This window comes from Bacillus sp. FDAARGOS_235 (assembly GCF_002073415.2).
GTDB classification, from domain to species: Bacteria; Bacillota; Bacilli; order Bacillales; family Bacillaceae_G; genus Bacillus_A; species Bacillus_A toyonensis.
The window spans coordinates 1364875-1384795 of record NZ_CP020437.2; the positions used below are offsets into that span (position 1 = coordinate 1364875).

Annotated in this window: 23 protein-coding genes; 7 read left to right on the forward strand and 16 right to left on the reverse strand. The window is 33.3% G+C overall.

Annotated elements, in window-relative coordinates:
• Positions 1-12: 12 nt before the first annotated feature.
• From A6J74_RS08615 to A6J74_RS08630, 4 genes are all read right to left on the reverse strand, one after another.
• Positions 13-876 carry a flagellar hook-associated protein 3 gene (locus A6J74_RS08615; protein ID WP_001266434.1) on the reverse strand — a complete coding sequence of 288 codons (864 nt, stop codon included), beginning with the start codon at positions 874-876 and terminating at the stop codon, positions 13-15.
• A gap of 207 nt (positions 877-1083) precedes the next feature.
• A complete protein-coding gene (flgK, locus tag A6J74_RS08620; protein ID WP_001239720.1) occupies positions 1084-2382 on the reverse strand; it encodes a flagellar hook-associated protein FlgK in 1299 nt (432 codons plus the stop codon).
• Between the two features lie 17 nt (positions 2383-2399).
• Positions 2400-2852 (reverse strand): flagellar export chaperone FlgN, encoded by a 453-nt coding sequence (gene flgN, locus A6J74_RS08625; protein WP_000275891.1) that lies wholly within the window; start codon positions 2850-2852, stop codon positions 2400-2402.
• A gap of 15 nt (positions 2853-2867) precedes the next feature.
• Entirely contained in the window at positions 2868-3332 is a 465-nt protein-coding gene (locus tag A6J74_RS08630) for a YaaR family protein (protein WP_000946323.1), read from the reverse strand.
• A 143-nt stretch (positions 3333-3475) separates the two neighbouring features.
• On the opposite strand from A6J74_RS08630, the gene A6J74_RS08635 reads away from it, so the two are divergent.
• Both A6J74_RS08635 and A6J74_RS08640 read left to right on the forward strand, forming a co-directional pair.
• Complete coding sequence (locus A6J74_RS08635) at positions 3476-3973, forward strand: hypothetical protein (RefSeq protein WP_001020087.1); 498 nt, start codon at positions 3476-3478, stop codon at positions 3971-3973.
• Between the two features lie 39 nt (positions 3974-4012).
• Positions 4013-4795, forward strand: coding sequence for a CheR family methyltransferase (locus A6J74_RS08640; protein WP_000582904.1), 783 nt, complete (start codon positions 4013-4015; stop codon positions 4793-4795).
• A gap of 77 nt (positions 4796-4872) precedes the next feature.
• Here A6J74_RS08640 and A6J74_RS08645 read toward each other — a convergent pair whose 3' ends face one another.
• The 7 genes from A6J74_RS08645 to A6J74_RS08675 all read right to left on the reverse strand — a co-directional run bounded on the left by A6J74_RS08645 (position 4873) and on the right by A6J74_RS08675 (position 13063).
• On the reverse strand, positions 4873-5589 hold the full coding sequence (locus A6J74_RS08645; RefSeq protein WP_000405179.1) for a hypothetical protein: 717 nt from the start codon (positions 5587-5589) through the stop codon (positions 4873-4875).
• 27 nt (positions 5590-5616) lie between these two features.
• A complete protein-coding gene (locus A6J74_RS08650) occupies positions 5617-6954 on the reverse strand; it encodes an Ig-like domain-containing protein (RefSeq protein ID WP_000800073.1) in 1338 nt (445 codons plus the stop codon).
• 29 nt (positions 6955-6983) lie between these two features.
• Positions 6984-8627 (reverse strand): flagellar motor switch protein, encoded by a 1644-nt coding sequence (locus tag A6J74_RS08655; RefSeq protein ID WP_001115037.1) that lies wholly within the window; start codon positions 8625-8627, stop codon positions 6984-6986.
• Between the two features lie 270 nt (positions 8628-8897).
• The gene (locus A6J74_RS08660) at positions 8898-10883 is read right to left on the reverse strand and encodes a chemotaxis protein CheA (protein WP_001192579.1); all 1986 of its coding nucleotides are present in this window, start codon (positions 10881-10883) and stop codon (positions 8898-8900) included.
• A 130-nt stretch (positions 10884-11013) separates the two neighbouring features.
• Entirely contained in the window at positions 11014-11382 is a 369-nt protein-coding gene (locus tag A6J74_RS08665) for a response regulator (protein WP_000940571.1), read from the reverse strand.
• Positions 11383-11532: 150 nt separating this feature from the next.
• Entirely contained in the window at positions 11533-12210 is a 678-nt protein-coding gene (locus A6J74_RS08670; RefSeq protein WP_000596068.1) for an OmpA family protein, read from the reverse strand.
• 19 nt (positions 12211-12229) lie between these two features.
• Complete coding sequence (locus A6J74_RS08675; RefSeq protein ID WP_000502107.1) at positions 12230-13063, reverse strand: flagellar motor protein MotP; 834 nt, start codon at positions 13061-13063, stop codon at positions 12230-12232.
• Positions 13064-13235: 172 nt separating this feature from the next.
• Here A6J74_RS08675 and A6J74_RS08680 point away from each other — a divergent pair, with 172 nt between their 5' ends.
• Positions 13236-13838 carry an HD domain-containing protein gene (locus A6J74_RS08680; RefSeq protein ID WP_000400750.1) on the forward strand — a complete coding sequence of 201 codons (603 nt, stop codon included), beginning with the start codon at positions 13236-13238 and terminating at the stop codon, positions 13836-13838.
• A gap of 27 nt (positions 13839-13865) precedes the next feature.
• On the opposite strand, the gene hfq is transcribed toward A6J74_RS08680, so the two are convergent.
• Together hfq and A6J74_RS08690 are read right to left on the reverse strand one after the other, a co-directional pair.
• Positions 13866-14054: an RNA chaperone Hfq gene (gene hfq, locus A6J74_RS08685; RefSeq protein WP_000400654.1), complete on the reverse strand. Its 189-nt coding sequence runs from the start codon at positions 14052-14054 to the stop codon at positions 13866-13868.
• Positions 14055-14110: 56 nt separating this feature from the next.
• Positions 14111-14329 carry an aspartyl-phosphate phosphatase Spo0E family protein gene (locus A6J74_RS08690; RefSeq protein WP_000291695.1) on the reverse strand — a complete coding sequence of 73 codons (219 nt, stop codon included), beginning with the start codon at positions 14327-14329 and terminating at the stop codon, positions 14111-14113.
• 239 nt (positions 14330-14568) lie between these two features.
• On the opposite strand from A6J74_RS08690, the gene A6J74_RS08695 reads away from it, so the two are divergent.
• The 4 genes from A6J74_RS08695 to A6J74_RS08710 all read left to right on the forward strand — a co-directional run bounded on the left by A6J74_RS08695 (position 14569) and on the right by A6J74_RS08710 (position 17520).
• The gene (locus tag A6J74_RS08695) at positions 14569-14688 is read left to right on the forward strand and encodes a YjcZ family sporulation protein (protein ID WP_000120179.1); all 120 of its coding nucleotides are present in this window, start codon (positions 14569-14571) and stop codon (positions 14686-14688) included.
• Positions 14689-14853: 165 nt separating this feature from the next.
• Positions 14854-15321 carry a VOC family protein gene (locus A6J74_RS08700; RefSeq protein ID WP_000589701.1) on the forward strand — a complete coding sequence of 156 codons (468 nt, stop codon included), beginning with the start codon at positions 14854-14856 and terminating at the stop codon, positions 15319-15321.
• A gap of 6 nt (positions 15322-15327) precedes the next feature.
• Positions 15328-16545: an MFS transporter gene (locus A6J74_RS08705; protein WP_000117076.1), complete on the forward strand. Its 1218-nt coding sequence runs from the start codon at positions 15328-15330 to the stop codon at positions 16543-16545.
• A gap of 249 nt (positions 16546-16794) precedes the next feature.
• Entirely contained in the window at positions 16795-17520 is a 726-nt protein-coding gene (locus A6J74_RS08710) for a sulfite exporter TauE/SafE family protein (RefSeq protein WP_000406806.1), read from the forward strand.
• A 103-nt stretch (positions 17521-17623) separates the two neighbouring features.
• Here A6J74_RS08710 and A6J74_RS08715 read toward each other — a convergent pair whose 3' ends face one another.
• From A6J74_RS08715 to nfsA, 3 genes are all read right to left on the reverse strand, one after another.
• On the reverse strand, positions 17624-18235 hold the full coding sequence (locus tag A6J74_RS08715; protein WP_000361358.1) for a PH domain-containing protein: 612 nt from the start codon (positions 18233-18235) through the stop codon (positions 17624-17626).
• Between the two features lies 1 nt (position 18236).
• The gene (locus tag A6J74_RS08720) at positions 18237-18680 is read right to left on the reverse strand and encodes a sigma-70 family RNA polymerase sigma factor (protein WP_232306334.1); all 444 of its coding nucleotides are present in this window, start codon (positions 18678-18680) and stop codon (positions 18237-18239) included.
• Between the two features lie 316 nt (positions 18681-18996).
• Positions 18997-19731: an oxygen-insensitive NADPH nitroreductase gene (gene nfsA / locus A6J74_RS08725; RefSeq protein ID WP_001002404.1), complete on the reverse strand. Its 735-nt coding sequence runs from the start codon at positions 19729-19731 to the stop codon at positions 18997-18999.
• Positions 19732-19921 lie beyond the last annotated feature (190 nt).

Sequence of the window (19921 nt, forward strand, 5' to 3'; positions counted from 1 at the left end):
ACTCCTTATAGATTACATGTAGTCTAAAATACTCGTTTTACTCATCGTGCTAACTGCTTTAAGCGTCGCTTCATACGTCGCATTTATATACGCTAAGTCAGAAATTGCTACCGCTAAATCGACATCCTCAATTTCTTTACGATTTTCTTGAAGCGCTAAATTTTGCTCGCTTAAAATTGTTTTAAATGTTTCCATTGTGTTCATTGTTGAACCAACTTCAGTTGTACGGTTAATGATGCCATCTAAGTTTTTCTTATTTTCTCCTAATAACGGTTGTAACGCTTTTTGGTCACCCTTTTGCATCGCTTCGCTCATCTGTTTTAACGTTTTTATAACCGGAGATAATAATGCTTCTCCGTTACGAAACGCTTTTAATTCATAACCGTCATTTAGTTGCCAATTTACATCATTTTTTCCACCTTGGTATGTACCATCTTCTGTAAATGGTTGCTTCTCCGCACTATCACCACCGAAAATATAACGACCTTGCTCTTTCGTATTCGCTAAATATACAACTTGTTTTAAAATTTGATCAATCTCTGCACCGATGGCTTTCAATTCTTTTTCACCATTTGGCTCATTTAATGCCTGCACCGTTAATTGATCTGCTCTCGTTAAAGATTTAAAAATACCTTGTAAAGTATTCTCAGTTTGTGTTAATACATTTTTCGAATCGGCTAAATCTTTTTGCATTTGTTCCATATTTGCCAATGAATGTTGAATTGCAAATGATTTACTTGCTGCAAGTGGGTCTTCACTCATAAGAAGGTTTTTCTTCCCCGAAGTTACTTGATTTCGATGATATTGCTGTTGCACGTTCAAATCCATTAACTGATTCTTTGCCCAGCTTGCATTTTGAAATGTAGATACTCTCATCTCTCTCTTCTCCTTTATCTATATTTGAATTGGTGTTAAGAAGAATCCACAGCTTCCTATCGCTATCCTCTTAACTCACTTAACCTACAACCATTTTATATTTCTAGTCTTACATCGATTGGGCCAATGATAGGCATTGAACGCCTCTCCCATCCGTAGGTCCTCTTTCTAACCATAAAAAAGAGGGGATTTCTTTTCTAATTCACATTATCTAATAATCGAAAATAGACTATCAAACACTTCATTCATCGTAGTAATCGCTTTAGAGTTCGCCACGAAATATTTTTGGAAGGCCATTAAATTTACCATTTCCTCTTCCATATTTACCCCTTCGACGCTCATCTTCTCTTGCTGAATACCTTCTAATAAGTCTCCATGAATTTTTTGATAAGCATTCACTGCACTTTTATCAGAAGCTACACCTACTATGAATTGGTCTAATGCTTGTTTATTAGAAAGGCCTTCTTTATAATCGCCATCTGTAATTGCTGCTAGTTTATTTGCTGTTTCAGCAGATATTTTCATTTTCGAAATGTCTTTTGCAAATTCTGGATTTAATTTCATATCTTTCGCATAATCGCCAACGAAGAAATCTTTTCCCATCACTGTATTCACTTGATTTTTCACTGAACTCATTAAACCTTCAAGGTTTTTTTTATATTCAACAATCTTCGCTTTCGTATCAATCGCTGATTTTATTGCTCCGCTAGTTACAGAGATTTCTGAACCGTAAATCTCAACTGACATTGGGTCTTTTTCTTTATTTAATTGAAGGGGATATGTATCTTGTCCACTTACTGTTAAAACACCATTCATTCTAACGCTTGCAATATTAGGATTCATAGATTCATAAGATACTTCTATATTGGCATACTTAGACATCTCTGTAACGATGCGATCTCGTTCGTCTAACAGTTGATTCGGTACTTGTGTGCCTGCTTGTCCAATTTTTTTATTCGCTTCTGCTAAACTTGCGGCAAGACGATTAAATTCATTAACATGTGCTTCAATATCTTCTGTCGTCTGTGCTTCCACTGTATCTAAGTTTTTCGCAAGACGATTTACTTGGCTTGTGAACTTCCCAGTTTCAGAAATTAATGTATCGTAGTAATTTGGTTGTTCTGGATTTTTTGCCACTTCACGAAAAGCATTAAAGAAGCCGTCCATTAAACTAGATAATGAATTTTTTCCTGTCGTCCCTACCATAGACTCTACTCGTGATAACGTTGAATTCATGTAATTATAGTAAGAGAGTTGTGATAATTGATCATTAAACTGTTTCGTCTTCACTTCATCAGTAATACGATCGACACCTAACGTTTGTACACCGTATCCAATTCTCTGTTCTGGCGTATGACCATTGCTTGCTCCAACAGATCCGTAATTCACCATTTGACGCACATAACCCGGTGTATGAATGTTAGACAAGTTTTGTTTCGTTGTTTGTAACCCCATTTGAGCCGCTAACATACCTGATAGCGGTGTATTATAATCAGATAATCTCATAAAGCTTCACTTCTCCTTTACAATAGTTCATTCATAAAGATTTGCGAATTATTGTTTCGCTCCAAATTATATTCAGAAACGGAATCCACAATACTTTCTGTAGTTTTTAATAGTACGTTTAAGTAATATTGATTTTTTAAAAGAATCATTTTTACATTCTCTTCTAATTCAACTAAGTTTTTTTGTATTTTTTCCATTTTTTCAATTTCTTCATGGGAAAAATACGAAAATAATGCACTCACGCGAGATGGCTCAACGCCCTTTTCTTTACAAAACTGAACAACCATTTCTTCAAATGCGCTCGATAATCCTTTTAAACCATCAATGTACTGCAATTGCTCTACTTGCAACTTTTGAACTGCATTTACATTTTTATGTTTTAAATTCTCATATATTTGTTCTCCAAGCGTTTGAATGTTTTCATATGCTTTTTGAATAATAACGAGCTTCTCATATAATTGTATGTACATATAGCTTCCTTCCTTTTACAAGACTAAATTTACAATTAAACCGTGGATTTCTCCAATTTGATTTAACATTTCTAAATGTCCAGTTTTTGTATTAATTAAGTTCATCACATCTTCTAATTCATTTAATCCCATTTCTGCTTGTTTCACAATCGTCATTTTCTGTGAATATCCGTAACGCGGATGACGAGACATAACGTCTTTATATTGCAATACATTATCTACGTAAAAATTCAAAAATGATTTCACTGTATTTTTGTATTCCATGACATTATCAAGCGTTAATTCCATTTCAATTTTCTCTTTTATTTCTCCAATATTATCGACAAACGCTTCCATTTGTTCTAGCAATTTATCTTTTTTCGGATCTGCATGCAAATTATCCGAAAATGCAAGTCCTGTCCTGACATTTGCTTCTTTCGGCATTTGAGTAGCAGGCGGTATATGCGATAAAATTGGATTATGCGAGATAGAACGTAGCATATATATCACCTATTTATTTTTTTATTTCTTCCTAAACTTAATCGTAAAATCCAGTTATTTATAATTATACTCTGAACAGTAATATTTTGCAGTTATTTTTTATAAAAGATATGTTACAATTTAGCATGAGGTGGCACAATTCTATGAATATTTTTCTTTGTGGTTCAAATCAATTAACAGCATTAGATCAAGATGAAATTAAAAAATTTCTAACTGACTATGCTCACAAACATAAAATTTACATATTATGTTATAAATCTATCGAAAATGAAGTTCTTCGTTTTTTCATTGAAAACGAAAGACTCGCTCAAAATTTATGCCTTTACACGCTACAACCGTTACAAGCATTAACAGATGAATTTCAAGAAGTCGTTCATTACTTAAAAAAACACGGAGCCGAGTATGTTGCTTTTGACCATCCTTCCGACTCCATTTATCGATCAGATTTTATGTTTTTTGTAAAACAAATTATTGAAGATACCGATTTAGTTCTCTGTTTTTATAACGGGGACAAACATACATCTGTCATTCCCATTGACGTTGCAAAAGAAGCAGGTATTGATGCTGTTATTTATGATTTACCGGGTTTACATGAAAAACAGATGAAAAAAAGCTTTGAACAAAAAATTCGTATGATGTAAAGGGGGAGGCACAATATCGTTATTGTGCCCATTGTAAATATGATAATTGAACAAGATTATGATCATTTTATCGCGAGTTTTAAACAACAATACAATATGGATATCGCTTCGTATAAACAGGATAGAATGCGCCGTAGAATCGATGCTTTCATTTCAAGAAAAGGATTTGACAACTACGCAAATTTCTTAAATCATTTACGTGCTGATCAAAATTTATTTTTAAGTTTTATTGACTATATTACAATTAACGTTTCAGAGTTTTTCAGAAATAAAGAACGTTGGCAAACGTTAGAGACGAAAGCACTGCCAAAATTACTTGAACAAAATAACGGGAAATTAAAAGTATGGAGTGCTGCTTGCGCTGCTGGTGAAGAACCATATACACTCTCTTTAATTTTATCGAAACATCTTTCTCCATTTCGCTATGAAATTCAAGCAACAGATCTTGATTTTCATATTTTAGAAACTGCGAAACGCGGTCAATATACAGAACGTTCTTTAAAAGAATTACCTATCGATTTGAAAGAGCGTCATTTCACAAAAGAGAATGATACATATTCATTGCATCAAAACATTAAGCAAAACGTTTCGTTCAAACAACACGACCTCTTAATGCAGTCATTCGATACAAATTACGATTTAATTATATGTCGTAATGTAATGATATACTTTACAGAAGAAGCAAGAGTAAAGCTTTATGAAAAGTTTAGTCGTTCTTTACGAAAAGGCGGTGTACTATTTGTTGGTAGTACAGAACAAATTTTAACACCCGAACGTTACAACCTTCAGCGGTTCGATACATTCTTCTATGAAAAAATATAAAGTGAAACTTTAATCAGCACATACCAATCGGACTTTTACGGGATTAAAAAGGTCGTCACAATGAAGTGACGACCTTTTTATATAACTCGAATTAACATGATACCAACAATCCATATAAAAAGAAAAAGAAACGTCATAGACCATTTATGTTCTTGCATTGTATGTTTCAACGCCTGTGACAATTGTGTCATATTCATTTCTGCGAGCGCTCTCCATACACTGACATCCCGATCTTTTGCCGTGCGGTCTGTAACGCTAATTAAAATGGTTTCGTTAGACAACTTCGTTATATAAGCAGTAATAACCGTTACCATTAAATTTATATTTCCTTCTGAAGAATCACTCTCCACTCTAGAGATAAGTGCACTTACATCTAATAACGGAATATGTACCTTTCTACCAAATGATAGTTGTACTTCAGCGAAATCATATGTTCCATCTAATAAAGGAAGATCTTTTATATGCGCCTGCTTAACAAGTCCTTGTAAACTTCTAATTACTTGTTCAAATATTTTTTCTGTTTGCTTACCTTCTCCAGATAACGTATGTAACTTTTTAAAGAGTTGTAACACTGTATCCATCTCTTTAGAAAGTATTTCCTTCATAATCTTTCCATCGCCTAAACTTGCAAGTAAAATGCCTATTTCATTATTTTTCGAAATGATTTTAGACTGCCCACTAAACACTAAATTACTATGCTTTCGTTCTTTCTGAATTTCATGTTCCGAAATAGCTGCAGGCTGTTTTAATGGTTGTAGCGTCTTATTTTCAACTGTCGTACGGTTAATTTCCATTTAAATGCCTCCACTACTACGAAATGATTAGCCCCATTCTTTATTACTCTTTAAAACTAAAAATAGTACAAATAAACCTGACATAATAGTAAACACATTAGAAGCTTGTACTCCTTGTTCACTTCTTTCTTCTTTCTTATCTTCTGGCTCTGTTTTCTTTTTCGAAACGTCTTGCTTGTCATTTTTACCTGTTTTCTCTTTTTGAGCCTTTACATTACTTACTTCCTTATTATCTGCCAATGGGTCTTTTATAACGTGAGGGAATTCCTCTTTCTCTTTCAATGTTTCTTGTATAAACTCATTTACTTTCTCGTCTTGCTTCGGAATTTGAACAACTGGAAGTTTTTCTTCTGGAAGCACGATCTCTACTTTCGAATCTTCTTGCTTACTAATTTCTTTCTTATCTTCTACTTTATTTTCATTCTCTTGCTCTTCTGTTTTTTTATCATCTTCCATTTTTTGTCCCAAAACAGAAACGATATATTCACTTTCCGCAACAAGTTTATTGCCTGCAGCATCCACTATTTCTACAAATAGTTTATACTGTCCATTTGGCAAGGCATCAGTTAGTTCAAATACTTTTTGCCAATCCATGTCACGCTTGTTGTAGTCTAATAAAAAGGGAATTTCTTTATCATCTTTCCCTTTTAATGTAACGCGCACTTCTTTCACAGCAGATTCTACATCGGCAGCTTTCACTCGTATATGTATAGAATCTCCCTGTTTCCGTTCAATTAAGTTCTCTTTTGCTTCATCAATAGTAACTTTATGTAACTTCGGCAATTCTTTATCTATAGTTGGTGTTTCATTTCCAATACGAACGAGCGGGACTTTCACTTCATTTTCTATGAGCTCTTCCTTCTCATTTTCTTTGTAACTTTGAACGAGATGAAGATTCCAATCACCTTGTAAATCAAAACTCTCGACTTTATAGTTAGCAATCCATCGCTTCGTTTCTTCATCATACTCAAAAGATAGCATTCTTTCTTGTGCATACTGCTCGCCATTTCTTTGTAACTGCAATATACCTTTCATACTTTGAATGTCTTTCTCGTTTGGTTCTACAGTAATCCGCATTTCTTCGCCAACTTTTAGCTCTGGCTTATTTACTGTAATAACACCTTGATCCGTTTCTATCTTTCTTTCGCTCTTTTGTTCATTCGTCACTTCTTTTTGTTCATCTTCACCTTGATTTATTTCTACTTGCTCTGGCTGTTCTTGAAGTTTCTTATTTTCTTCTATTACTTCCAATTTATTTATTTTTTGCTCTGGCTCAATTTGTTCTTCCGCCTGACTTTGCAGGGGGAAGAACAAGCACACATGTATACATAGCCAACTCATTAGAAAAAACTTTACGTTTTTCATCTACTCGTTCAAACTCCTATTTCAACGCCTTATAGCGATTTCGTCACTTTTACTCCGAAAAACCCATCTACATTTACAAGTTCACCATATGCCACTAATACATCATTCACATAAATTCGAATCGGTTCATCAATATCTTCATCTAGTACAACCGCTTCATTTTCTTGTAAACTTAATATATCTTGAATGGTTTTCACAGTACTTCCAAATACAAATTTCACATTCATTTCTACATTTTGTAGAATGGATGTATCCATATATACTGGTTCAATCTGTTTTACTTCTTTAAATTCAATAGGTTGTACAACTGGTGCCGCAATTTCTTCCTCTTCAATTTCTTCCGGGACAATCTCTTCTTGCTCCTCCACCATTGGATACAGAAGTCTTCTTACCATTTCTTTCGCTTCGGAAATGGGTAAAATTTGATACATTTTCGATTGAAGAAGATCGCCAATTTCAAGATTGAACGTAATTTGAACGAGTTCGTCCACTTCCATTGACTCTCCCAAGTATTCCATTTCTTCTTTTAACGTTACAAATTTGACATTTGGCGGCGTCATGTCCATTTTTTCTTGAAACATTTCCGACATCGCTGTTGCAGCATGCCCCATCATTTGGTTCATGATCTCTTTAATACCGCTTAGTTCTAATTCACTAAGCTCTTTTTCCGGATCAACTTCCCCTGTTCCCATCATCATTAAATCTACCATTGTTAAGGCAACATCTTTCGTAAATACGAATACGTTCTCATTCTTTAGCCCTTCAACAAAGTCGACATTTAAAATGACAAATGGCACTGGTACTCCATCATAATGACGAACATTAATCGCCTCTACATTTGGTGTACTAATCGTGACTGGCTGATTTAAAAGCGTTGATAATACCGTTGAAGCTGAACCGATTGAAATGTTCGCAATTTCACCGAGTACATCTTTCTCTTCTTGTGTTAAATGCTCTTTTTCAACATGTTCCTCTACAATCTCAGTTTCAACCAGTTCCGCCGGTTCATCTCTTTCTTCTACTTCACCAGATAATTGCAGTAATTTATTTATCATTCGTTTCGCATGTTCCACCGAAACAATTTGTACAAGTTTAGAGTTTACAAGATTATCTATTTTTAGATCGAACGATACTTTAACTATTGTGTTATTTCCAGTTATTTCAGAGATTTTCTCCATCTCTTCTGATAGCTTTACGACTTTAATTGTCGGCGGAGACATATCTACTGTATCTTGGAAGAATTCCGACATAGATGTAGCTGCGAATCCCATCATTTGATTCATCGCTTCTTGTACAGCACTTAGCTCTAATTCACCAAGTTCTTTTCCTTCTTCCACTTCACCTGTCCCCATCATCATTAAATCAGCAATTGATAGTGCAACATCTTGCTTAAGAACAAGAAGGTTTTCCATATCTAATCCTTTTGTAAAATGAATATTTAACACAACATGTGGAACTTCAACATCACTTGTATCATATAAATCTACCAATTCTACACGAGGAGCCGTAATGTTTACTTGCCTATTTAAAATTGTTGATAATACAGTCGAAGCTGAACCAAATGATATATTTGCGATTTCGCCAAGAATATCGCATTCTTGAGGTGTTAAATGCTCATTTTCTTTTTCTAGCACAATTGTGCTCGTTTCCCCGTTTGTGTGTTGCTCAGGCATTTTCCCTGCCTCCTCATTTCTGTTTTTCTATCAAATGATATAAAGTGACACTTTAATCAATGGGACTTCTATCCATTCCTCACTGATTATTAACCCGCAACTAGCAGGATAAACTCTCAACTTATTACACTCATTATATTTTAACAAACTGATTATACAAATCGTTACTCTGTATTTATTTCCAGTTATATAATTATTTTTATACATTCATAATAATTAACCAAAAAGCTCCCCAATTGTATACAAGTGGGGAGCTTTCCTTCATTCCTATTATAAACCTTCTGGGTTTAAAATGAGGACCACTCGTCCATCACCGAGAATCGTCGCACCAGAGAAATAGTTAGAACTCTCTGCAAAGAAGTCACCTAATGACTTTAAGACGATTTCTCTTTGACCGATAATTGTGTTTACAATAAGCCCATAGCTACGATGTGTATTACGAACAATTAACACAGGAACCATTTGACCATCATATGACGCAAACGCCTCATCTACTGTTTTTTCACCAAATACTGTACTTAAATGTTTCACTTCAATAATTTGGTTACGATAATTTAACACATCTTTTCCTTGTAAGGATTGGATGTCTTCTCTCTTAATTCGAATTGCTTCCACAATATTTCCAAGAGGTAAAGCATAACGCTTATCGTTCGTTTGAACAAGCATAGATTGAATAATAGACAAAGTTAACGGAAGTTCAATTCTGAATGTACTTCCCTTTCCTTCCTCAGAATCAATAATTAAATGTCCACCTAAACTATGAATCGTATGTTTTACAACATCTAATCCAACACCACGCCCAGAAAGATCCGATACAACTTCAGCTGTACTAAATCCTGGTTGGAATATAAGATCAAACACTTCACGATCTGTTAATCTATTCGCATCTGCTTCTGTTACAACACCATTTTTAATCGCTTTTTCTAATACTTTCCCTTTATTAATACCGTTTCCATCATCCGTAATTTGAATAACGACATGATTTCCACTATGAAACGCCTCTAATTTAATCGTTCCTGTCTCATTTTTACCTGCATCACGTCGTTTTTCAACAGTCTCAACACCGTGATCAATTGCATTTCGAATTAAATGAACAAGCGGATCACCGATTTCATCAATTACAATTTTATCAACTTCAGTAGTTTCTCCTGTAATTTGTAAATCGATTTTTTTACCTAAATCTTTCGCTAACATTCGTACCATACGTGGGAAACGATTGAAGACCGTTTCAATTGGAACCATGCGCATGTTTAAAAGTACATTTTGAATATCTTTTGAAATATCTCCTAATCGATTTAAATGCTCAATTAATTCCTTGTTTTGAATCGTTTGTGCCAATTCATCAATGCGCCCACGCTCAATTACACTTTCTTCAAACATATTCATTAATGTTTCGATTTTCTCTAATTGAACACGAATGGAGCGATTCTCCACTTTAGCATTTTTCGTTTTTACTGTGCTTTTAGCTGGTGTAGTATTAGCTGGTTGTTTCGGTGCTTCTACAGGTGATACAACCTGCGCAACTGCAGAAGATTGTATCATTTTCTCTATTTGCACAGCTTCTTGTGATGTATGTCCTTGCTTCACTTCTACTTTCTCAATTTCAGAAATATGAAGCACTACTTGTTTCAATTCTTCTACATTATAATCACTATCCATAAATACGGTGAACTCAAATCCGAAAGCATCCGCTTCAATTTCTTCAATACTCGGAACAGTTTTTTGTATATTACCTACATTTTGCAATGCTTCTATACACATAATGGCACGTACTGCTTTTAAAATAGCTTGCTGTTCTACCGTTATATGTACTTCATGCGAAACTCCACCATCGTTACCTATATGATCTTGCTCTATATGTTCTGTAGGCGTTACTACATTACCGTGCAATAATGCTTCTAATTTCTGTTTAGTAGAAACTACATCAATATTACCCATTCCGCCTTGTTGTACATCTGCAACCATCTTCTCTAAATTATCAATGCACTCAAAAATCACATCAATAATATCCGCATTGACCACGATATTCCCATGACGGATTTCATCTAACACGTTTTCCATCTTATGCGTTAAATCCGCCATTTCCGCAAATTCCATACTTGCAGACATACCTTTAAATGTATGGGCTGAGCGGAATATTTCTCCTACAACATCCATATCAGCTGGATTTTGTTCTAAAGTTAGCACATTTTCATTTAGCGATTGTAAATGTTCTTCTGATTCCTCAAAAAATATATTCAATAGATCTGTTTGCATTTTAATCCCCTACCTGTCTAACAAACATTTCATTTATGTATAACAATTTAGTGTTTTAAAACAAGAAAAAAGGGGGGCCACACGTGTATCCTCTATCACTGTTTTGATTCCTTGTGGCACCCCTTTTATATTAGCTATTTGCTACTTTTGTTAAAGCTTCGATTACACGATCCGCTTGGAATGGCTTTACAATAAAGTCTTTCGCCCCACCCTTAATTGCATCTAATACCATACCTTGTTGTCCCATTGCCGAACAAATAACAACCTTTGCACTTGAATCAATTTTAATGATTTCTTTTAATGCTTCAAGTCCGTCCATTTCTGGCATAGTAATATCTAATGTTACAATATCAGGTTGAAGTTCTTTATACTTTTGAATTGCTTCTACTCCATTCTCCGCCTCACCGATAATTTCAAATTCAGAATTACTTTTTAATAAGTTTTTAATCATCGTTCGCATGAACATCGCATCGTCTACAACTAAAATTTTATGTGCCATTCTTTTTGATTCTCTCCTTCTATGTATAAATATATCTTAATATTTCACCTTATCATTCTCACTCATTATACAAAATAAAATGATAAAATTTAATATTTTTTTAAAAGAATTTTCGTATTTTTATTATTTTATTATTAAAATAATAATATACTATTCTTTTATATAAATAACAACGCGACGATTTTTCTCCCAGTTTTGCGGTGAATCATTTGGTACAACTGGCTTTGTGTCTGCATATCCTACCGCAGCTAACCTCTTATCGTCCACATTATACACTTCGATTAAGTGGTGAATCATATTAGCTGCTCGCGCTGAAGATAATTCCCAGTTAGAAGGGAATTTCTCATTATGAATAGGTCTACTATCTGTATGTCCTTCCACAACGATTGGATTTGGTACTGATTGGAAAAATCCGACTAATTGACTCATTATCTCTTTTGCTTCTGGTTTAACGTTCGCATCACCCGTATCAAATATTAAATTATCTACGATAACGACACTTACCCCTGTATCTTCTCGATATACATTCACTTGACTAATACCGTTATTATCTACATATGCTTTTAACTTTTTATATAATTCATCCATTCTCTTTTTTGAGATCATTTTTTCATCATTTTTTTCATGTGTTATATCTGGTATTGTATTTTCCATTACTTTTGCATCTACTTGCTCCGCATCGCTAAACTTTTCAAGCATCTTTGACAATTTTACTGCATCCTGCTTTGATGTAGCAACTAGTAATACAAAGAAAGTTAATAATAACATCGTTAAATCTGTAAAAGTCGTCATCCAACGAGGCGATCCCTTTTGCGATCGTTTTATCATCATACCACTCCTTGAAATATTAGGCTGCTCGTTTTTCTTTTTTTATCTTCGTTTCGTACACATACGTATCAAGTTTCAACTTTAATTTTGAAGGAATTTGCCCACGATACAATTCTGAAATTGCTTCAATTACAAACTTCTTCTCTGTATATAAATCCTCAATACCACGATACACCTTTTCCGCAAGAGGTATTGCGATCATATTCGCAAGTACTGATCCATATAATGTCGTTAGCATCGCCACTGCCATTCCTGTACCAATTTGTGATGTATCTTGCAAATTTTGAAGCATAATGATAAGACCAATTAAAGTCCCTATCATACCCCAAGCTGGAGCGAAATCACCAATTTTATCTAATAATGTTGCCCCTTTTCTTAGCTCATACACTTCTGTTTCTATATCTTTCATTAACACTTCTTTTAATTCATCTTCATCGTAGCCACTTAACATTAAACGAATCCCCTTTTGAATAAAAGGGTTGTCTACTTGTTCTCCATCAACTTCTAAAGAAAGCAAACCGTTCTTTTTAGACTTTTTCGAAAAATCAACGAACAAATCCGTTAACTGTTCTAAATCTTCTTCTCTTCTATGTAAAACAGTAAAAATACTTTTCGTATATTTTTTTATTTCTCCAAATCGATACGCCACAACAATTGTCGCTGCCGTTCCCCCTATGACAATTAAAATAGATGGAATATCTAAGAAGTTTTTAAAAGCTTTTATTCCACCGCCACTAAGTACGATCGCCGCTATTACAATAGCGAAGCCTACTATAATGCCCATTGGACTAGAAATATCAAACTTCCTTTTTTTTCTTTCTGGTCTAGCAAATACTTGTTTTTCGTCTCCCATATTCCTGCCCTTTCCTTTTCATTTTTATAAAACATTTTTTTATTTTAATAATGCGTTTTCACATATAACGTTCATTATACGCTTATCATCTATTTATCGCAATATACTCATAAAATTGACACATTTCATTTCCATATTAGAATTATGGTATGGAAATAAGAGGAGGATCACGATGGAACATAACATTTTACAAGTCATTGCATTAGCAGAAAAACTAAAATACGAAATGCGACATAGCTGGCTTTCTAACGGACGCCAAGAAAGTGTTGCCGAACATACATGGCGCATGTCTCTAATGGCCATTTTAGTTGAGCCTTATTTAGATGAAAAAGTAAGTATTGAAAAGTTACTTAAAATGGTTATTATTCACGACCTAGTCGAAGCTGAAGCTGGCGATATCCCTGCTTTTGATACAATGAATAGTCACGAATTACAATTAAAAAAACAAAAAAATGAACTAGAAGCAATTTTAAATATTAAACAAACATTAAAAGGTTCTCTCGGTGAGGAATTATATAATTTATGGATGGAGTTTGAAGCAAAAGAAACGTATGAAGCAAAAGTTGCTAATGCGCTTGATAAACTGGAAGTAAAAATTCAGCATAACGAGGCTGACATTAATACGTGGCTACCAATTGAACATAAAATGACATTCCAAGTCGCAAAACATACAAACTTTGACTCTTTCCTCTCTAAATTACAAAAACTTATTGAACAAGATGGAGAAAAGAAGTTATTAGCTGCTGGCATTGACGTTGAATCTTGTAAGAAATAATGAAATAAGACACTCTACTAGAGTGTCTTATTTCATTATTGTTGATACTGCCTGCTTGTAAATCAGCTGTTGCTTTCCATCTACTAACATTAAAACTGTAAATTTGTCTACGCCAGCAACTTCTCCGACTATTCTCACACCACTCTTTAAGAAAACTGTAACAGTACCTTTTTCTTCTTTTATTTGCTTATAAAGCTCATCTTGTAAATGTTCCAATAACGTTTCTCCCCTTTCTTTCGTTGAATATCTTAATATAAAAAACTATAAATTATTCATTCATGGACCTTATCTTTTACATTCATAAACTTATTAATTAGTATATCTAAATCTCGGCTAAATAACAAAACTTTATCATGATCCAATCCGTGTCTCGCAACAAGTTGAATTAACTCTTTCTTTTTGTTTTCTATTTTATTTTGTAATCGTCCCATCTCCATCTCTAAACTAAAACTCCCTTTTCCCATAATATTACTTGTAAAATTATAGTACATATTCCCTCATAAAAAAATATAAAAATGGTTTTTTTTACAATTTTTACGTTTTTAACATACTCTTAATCCGTAAACGCTTTATTTTGTAAGATTTCCCGCACATGTAATATAGAAAAACCTGAATCACACAGACATTTGTCTAATTCAAATACAGACTGGCTCCTTTTCCACATGAAAAACATATTGTATATAGTAGTCCATAAATTATATAGATTAATTTACAAAAAGGAGGAAAACACATGAGCTATGGTGGTAGTTGTGCTGGTTTCGGCGGTGGATTTGCTTTGCTTATCGTACTATTCATCCTTCTAATCATTATCGGATGTAGCTGCTGGGGTGGCGGCGGATACGGATATTAATCATCCTATCCTTACCAAATGAATTAAAAACTATACGAAAACAGCTCATATTTGAGCTGTTTTTTCATACTTTCGTATGAATTTATATCCCTCTTATTTCTGATTTGATCTAACAAAATATCGTTTACTATGAAATCAGAAACATTTTTACTAAGGGGGATTACAATGATTAAAGGTCTTTATGAGGCACATTTACCCGTCCGTAACTTAGAAGTATCAATACCTTTTTATGAATCACTAGGGCTAAAATTATATAAAAGAGGTGACGATATTGCTTTCTTTTGGATTAAAGAAAATGAGAGTTGGCTCGGACTTTGGGAAGGAACAGAATACAAAGTTACTTATCACCCATCTTTGCGACATATTGCCTTCCAAGTAAGCTTGCTTGATTTAGAAAATGCAATACATTGGCTAAGTCAAAAAGGAATTTCAGCAAGAAAAGACTTTGGAATGGAGCCAATTGAACCGATCGTTTTTCCAGAATTGGCACACGCCTCCGTATACTTTAACGATCCTGATGGAAATAGTTTAGAATTGATTGCACAATTACCTGTTGAACTTTCTGCAGCAGAGAACATGTATTTAAGTGAATGGAAAAGACAAGTTCAAGCATCATTAATACATGAGGATTAATCTTTTATGTCAGTTTCTTATTCCACACTGCTTAAAACAAATACAAACTTTAGAAAGCTGTTTTATGGTCAAACATTAAGTGTACTGGGAGATTGGTTTCATACGGTAGCTTTATTCACATTCGTTTATAGCGTAACAGAATCTCCGTTTATGATCGCACTAACTTTTATGAGTAAAGGGTTACCTCAACTTCTTCTTAGTCCTTTTATTGGAGGGGTTGTGGATCGATTTCCAACAAAGAAGATTATGATTTCCACCGATGTTTTAAGAGGAGTTATTGTACTCACTTACTTATTAGCAACCTATAAGATTGAAATTATTTTCGTAGCTAATATATGTTTGTCGGTCCTCTCTTGCTTATTTGAGCCTGCTAAACAATCAACTTTAAAAATGATTATTAGGCAAAAACATTTAGTAACTGCAAATACACTTTCTAGTACAGTTAATGGCTTTATGTCAATTATGGGCGCCTCATTAGGTGGGATTATCGCCCAGGCTTTAAGTATAGAAATTGCTTTTATCATTAATAGCCTATCATACTTTGTTTCCGCTTTAATCATTTATAAGTTGAATATCCCTTCTCACAAAAAATTTAACATAAAAAAGTCATTTTTTGTGGATATAAAAGATGGATACACGTACATATTACAGAAAAAAATTATATTAGCATTAATTCTTGTCGGAATTTCATGGGGGATTATTGGTGGTGCTTATCAACTTCTTTTAACAATTTATGCCAAAAGGATCTTCCATGCTAATATTGGAATTTTATATAGTGTTCAAGGATTAGGTCTTATTATTGGTAGTCTATTCGTTAATCTATATGTATGTAAAAATAAGGAGACAATGAAAAAAGCATTTGGCTTGGCGTACTTACTACAAGGATTTTTCTTTCTCGGATTCGTTCTATCCAATCAGCTTATTATCGGTATTATTACTTTACTCTGCATGCGTATCGCAGGGGGCATTATCGTCCCTTTAGACACAACCTTATTACAAATGTATACCGAAGAAAACATGATTGGTAAAGTTTTTTCATTTCATTATTCCATATATGGTTCTCTCATTCAGCTATCTATGTTTATTACAGGCTGGCTTTTAGAAACCCTTTCTCCGCAAGTAATTGGTTGCCTGTTAGCTATATGTTGTATTTTTGTTAGTTTTATATGGCTTTTCTTATTTTATCGCGGGAAGCTTAGTGAAGATCCTACCGATACTATATAGCTCACTGCTAATTTTTATTTACTCTCATTTGTTATCGTTATATAACAATCAAATTAAATAAAATACAAGTCATTTCATTTCATTAAAAGGCCCTTTACTTGAACACCATTTGAGAGGAAATCAAATATTTATGTTAAAATAAAAGTAAGATTGTGAAAGATTGCACTTATTCTATAGGCTCAAAACAGCTACATTCGATTTTCGTAGTAATAAAATATGTATTGAATTTGATTAAATAGGAGGGCTATTTTGGAGATTACATTAATTTTCATATGTATAATATTGGTGGCTTCTGTTTTGCAAGCCAGTACAGGTTTTGGCTTTTCTATAATGGCAACACCTTTCTTACTCATGTTATTCTTGCCACAAGAAGCTATACAAATAAACATTATTCTATCCTTAATTATTTCAATATCACTCATTTGGAAAATAAGAATGGACATTGACTTTATTTTGCTGAAAAGATTTATTTTTGGAAGTATAGTTGGTGTACCTTTTGGTATTTTACTCTTCATCTCCATTAACATAAACACTTTTAAATTAGCAATTAGCATCCTACTCTTACTATTAACATTGTTGCTAATATGCAATGTTAAAGTTAGATCAACACCGTTTAGAGATTTCGTAGTTGGTGGATTATCAGGGCTTTTAACGACGAGTATCGGTATGCCCGGACCTCCTTTGTTACTTTACTTTACAGGAACTGATACTGAAAAAGAGAAGTTGAGAGCAACTACTTTGGCTTTTTATCTGTATATATATTTCATTAGTCTACTAACTCAAATACTCTTTACTGGAACGAACATAACAATTTGGAAATCAAGTTTTTATGCAATTCCAATTGTATTTTTAGGTTTGTTTATAGGTCAAATTATTTTCAAATGGCTTAATCAACAAGTTTTTAAAATATTTACATATATCCTTTTGAGCTGTACAGGTATTTATCTTCTTATTGATAGTTTGCATTTGTTATAGAAAATGCTTTAGATTGCGCAATAACAGCTTGGTTTAAATGAAATTATTGTTGTATTTTTAAGCTACAAAATCATCCGATAAAAAGCGGCTATTATGCCGCCTTTTACATTAAATATTTTATAAAGCAAAGACCTGAACTTACTATCACGAGTATATTAAAGAATAAGAAAAAACCTTTTTCGAAATCTGTATACTTTTCTACTTTTACTCCGCGTTTTTTCAACTCCATAATAATCATCGCAACTTCATGTGCATACGCAATACTTCCAAACTGTATATAATTGTTATTATATTTAATCTCAAAAACGTTTTTCATTTTTTTATGTTGCGAAATAGATTGTATATCTCCTATTGGCATGCTATGTTCATTTGTTTTTTTGAAATAACAATCTAACCCTTTCATTATCATTCTTTTATTCGTTAAAACGATATAATAATAAAAAGTAGCTCCTACGTAATATATATTCGGTATAACTTTGTTATTTGCCATATATCCTTCATCTACTAATAGTTCCTTCTGAATTTCTTCACCAGCTTGTAATTCGTTGCGAATTGATTCTTCTAACATTTGTAAAGTTAATTTTTTTAATAATTCTCCATTTCTCACATAATACTTATCTATATTTATAGACTCATTCGCTTCTTTCTCTAAACGTGTAATTTCTTCTTCTGAATATTGGAGCTCATTTAACATCGATAATAATCTTTTATCCATATTACACACTCCCTTTCCACAGTTTTTGAAGTTTTTTCTTTCCACGAGAGATTCGATTGTATATATAGTCAGCCGTTACTTTTAATTCTTTTGCAATATCGTCAATGGAATATCCATCAATATACCTCTTTAAAAAGATATATCGTTCCTTTGTATTTAAATCTTGTACGATTTCCATAATCTCTTCTTGTTCTATTTCATACTTATTATGGATACCTGCATCTATTTCTACGTCTTTATCAATTTTATTCTCTTTATATACTTTCTTTTTATATTCCAATGCCTTTAATTTAGTAATACCAATCATCCAAGATTTTAAGTTGCCCTTTTCTATATCAAATTGTTCGATTTGAAACCAAATGATAGTAAATACATCATTATAACAATCATCCACATATTGTTTTTCAATAGGGGTACTTAATGATTTATGAATAATGTACAGAATTAATTTTCCATATTAATCAATCACTTCTTTCAAAGCATCTTGATCACGTTTTTTCATTGCTATAATTAAATCCTCTTCAGAATCGAAAATCATAAGCATCTTCCTTCCTCAGTTCCCCTTTAGCAGCTGCCTTTACTTACTATTGGCATTTCATTCTCATTTTCTATCACTTTTGTAAAAATTTATTAATTTTTATTTTCACTTTATATAATAACAAATAAAAAACCGAAGTTAAAAAAGTGAATCCCACTTTCTCAGCTTCGGTTTTACAAGTAATGTTATAACTTAAACTAACGTCTCAGGTTTGTCTTTTTACTCATTTTTTATTTAACCCTTTCTCACTTAAAAACTCTTTCAAATGCATTCTTTTCTCTTTGGACATAAATGAGCTCATTGATTCCGTCCATGTTATGTTTTTTTGATTTGATGATCTTTCTTTGTAATATGCGCTCATCGTTTCATCATATTCGTTTAATAATTCATCATATTTCTTTTCATCATATCCATTTTCATGAAGAATTGCTGCTACCGGTAAACGTGGTTTAACTCCATGTTCTTCATCTGGCACACCGACTGTCATTCCAAACACAGGATATACTTTATCCGGTAAATGAAGCAATTCACTCACTTCTTTCGGGTTATTACGAATACCACCAATATAACAAATACCGTATCCTAATGATTCCGCTGCTAGTGCTAAGTTTTGCGCAAAAAGTGAAGCATCTACCGTCGCAACGATAAAATCTTCCACCCCTTCATGCTTTATCTCTGTACAATGCTTTTCACACGCCATTTCAAGTCGCTTTAAGTCTGCACAACAAACAAAGAATGCTGCACACTCTTTCACGTGACGATTTCCGGATAGTTCTGCTAGTTTAGCCTTTAGGTCTTGATCGGTTACATATACAACAGAATAGGCCTGTACAAAATGCGAGGAAGCGGCATGCTGCGCAGCTTGAACCATTCTTTCTACTACATCTTTCGGAATGGATTCTTCTTTATATTTACGAACTGAAACGTGTTGCTCCATTTTATGTATGATCTCATTCATGAAAAACACTCCTTTTTTCTCTTCATAATGAAAAATTAACATATCTTTTTCAATATTCACAACTTATAAGCACAAAAAGAGCAATTCTTTTTGAATTGCTCTTTTTAAAATGTCTATCAATACGGTAAATGAAATTATATCAACGATAATTTAAATATATCAACGATTCCTTGCACTATATCAACGATTT

Bases quoted from the DNA above. Each gene is read 5' to 3' on its own strand.
- A6J74_RS08675 (WP_000502107.1), bottom strand. From the start codon at position 13,063: ATGGGAGACGAAAAACAAGTATTTGCTAGACCAGAAAGAAAAAAAAGG.
- A6J74_RS08640 (WP_000582904.1), top strand. From the start codon at position 4,013: ATGATAATTGAACAAGATTATGATCATTTTATCGCGAGTTTTAAACAA.
- A6J74_RS08715 (WP_000361358.1), bottom strand. From the start codon at position 18,235: ATGGATAAAAGATTATTATCGATGTTAAATGAGCTCCAATATTCAGAA.
- A6J74_RS08670 (WP_000596068.1), bottom strand. From the start codon at position 12,210: ATGATAAAACGATCGCAAAAGGGATCGCCTCGTTGGATGACGACTTTT.
- A6J74_RS08680 (WP_000400750.1), top strand. From the start codon at position 13,236: ATGGAACATAACATTTTACAAGTCATTGCATTAGCAGAAAAACTAAAA.
- A6J74_RS08705 (WP_000117076.1), top strand. From the start codon at position 15,328: ATGTCAGTTTCTTATTCCACACTGCTTAAAACAAATACAAACTTTAGA.
- A6J74_RS08635 (WP_001020087.1), top strand. From the start codon at position 3,476: ATGAATATTTTTCTTTGTGGTTCAAATCAATTAACAGCATTAGATCAA.
- A6J74_RS08695 (WP_000120179.1), top strand. From the start codon at position 14,569: ATGAGCTATGGTGGTAGTTGTGCTGGTTTCGGCGGTGGATTTGCTTTG.
- A6J74_RS08690 (WP_000291695.1), bottom strand. From the start codon at position 14,329: ATGTACTATAATTTTACAAGTAATATTATGGGAAAAGGGAGTTTTAGT.
- A6J74_RS08700 (WP_000589701.1), top strand. From the start codon at position 14,854: ATGATTAAAGGTCTTTATGAGGCACATTTACCCGTCCGTAACTTAGAA.
- flgN (WP_000275891.1), bottom strand. From the start codon at position 2,852: ATGTACATACAATTATATGAGAAGCTCGTTATTATTCAAAAAGCATAT.
- A6J74_RS08645 (WP_000405179.1), bottom strand. From the start codon at position 5,589: ATGGAAATTAACCGTACGACAGTTGAAAATAAGACGCTACAACCATTA.
- A6J74_RS08650 (WP_000800073.1), bottom strand. From the start codon at position 6,954: ATGAAAAACGTAAAGTTTTTTCTAATGAGTTGGCTATGTATACATGTG.
- A6J74_RS08615 (WP_001266434.1), bottom strand. From the start codon at position 876: ATGAGAGTATCTACATTTCAAAATGCAAGCTGGGCAAAGAATCAGTTA.
- nfsA (WP_001002404.1), bottom strand. From the start codon at position 19,731: ATGAATGAGATCATACATAAAATGGAGCAACACGTTTCAGTTCGTAAA.
- flgK (WP_001239720.1), bottom strand. From the start codon at position 2,382: ATGAGATTATCTGATTATAATACACCGCTATCAGGTATGTTAGCGGCT.
- A6J74_RS08660 (WP_001192579.1), bottom strand. From the start codon at position 10,883: ATGCAAACAGATCTATTGAATATATTTTTTGAGGAATCAGAAGAACAT.
- A6J74_RS08630 (WP_000946323.1), bottom strand. From the start codon at position 3,332: ATGCTACGTTCTATCTCGCATAATCCAATTTTATCGCATATACCGCCT.
- A6J74_RS08655 (WP_001115037.1), bottom strand. From the start codon at position 8,627: ATGCCTGAGCAACACACAAACGGGGAAACGAGCACAATTGTGCTAGAA.
- A6J74_RS08665 (WP_000940571.1), bottom strand. From the start codon at position 11,382: ATGGCACATAAAATTTTAGTTGTAGACGATGCGATGTTCATGCGAACG.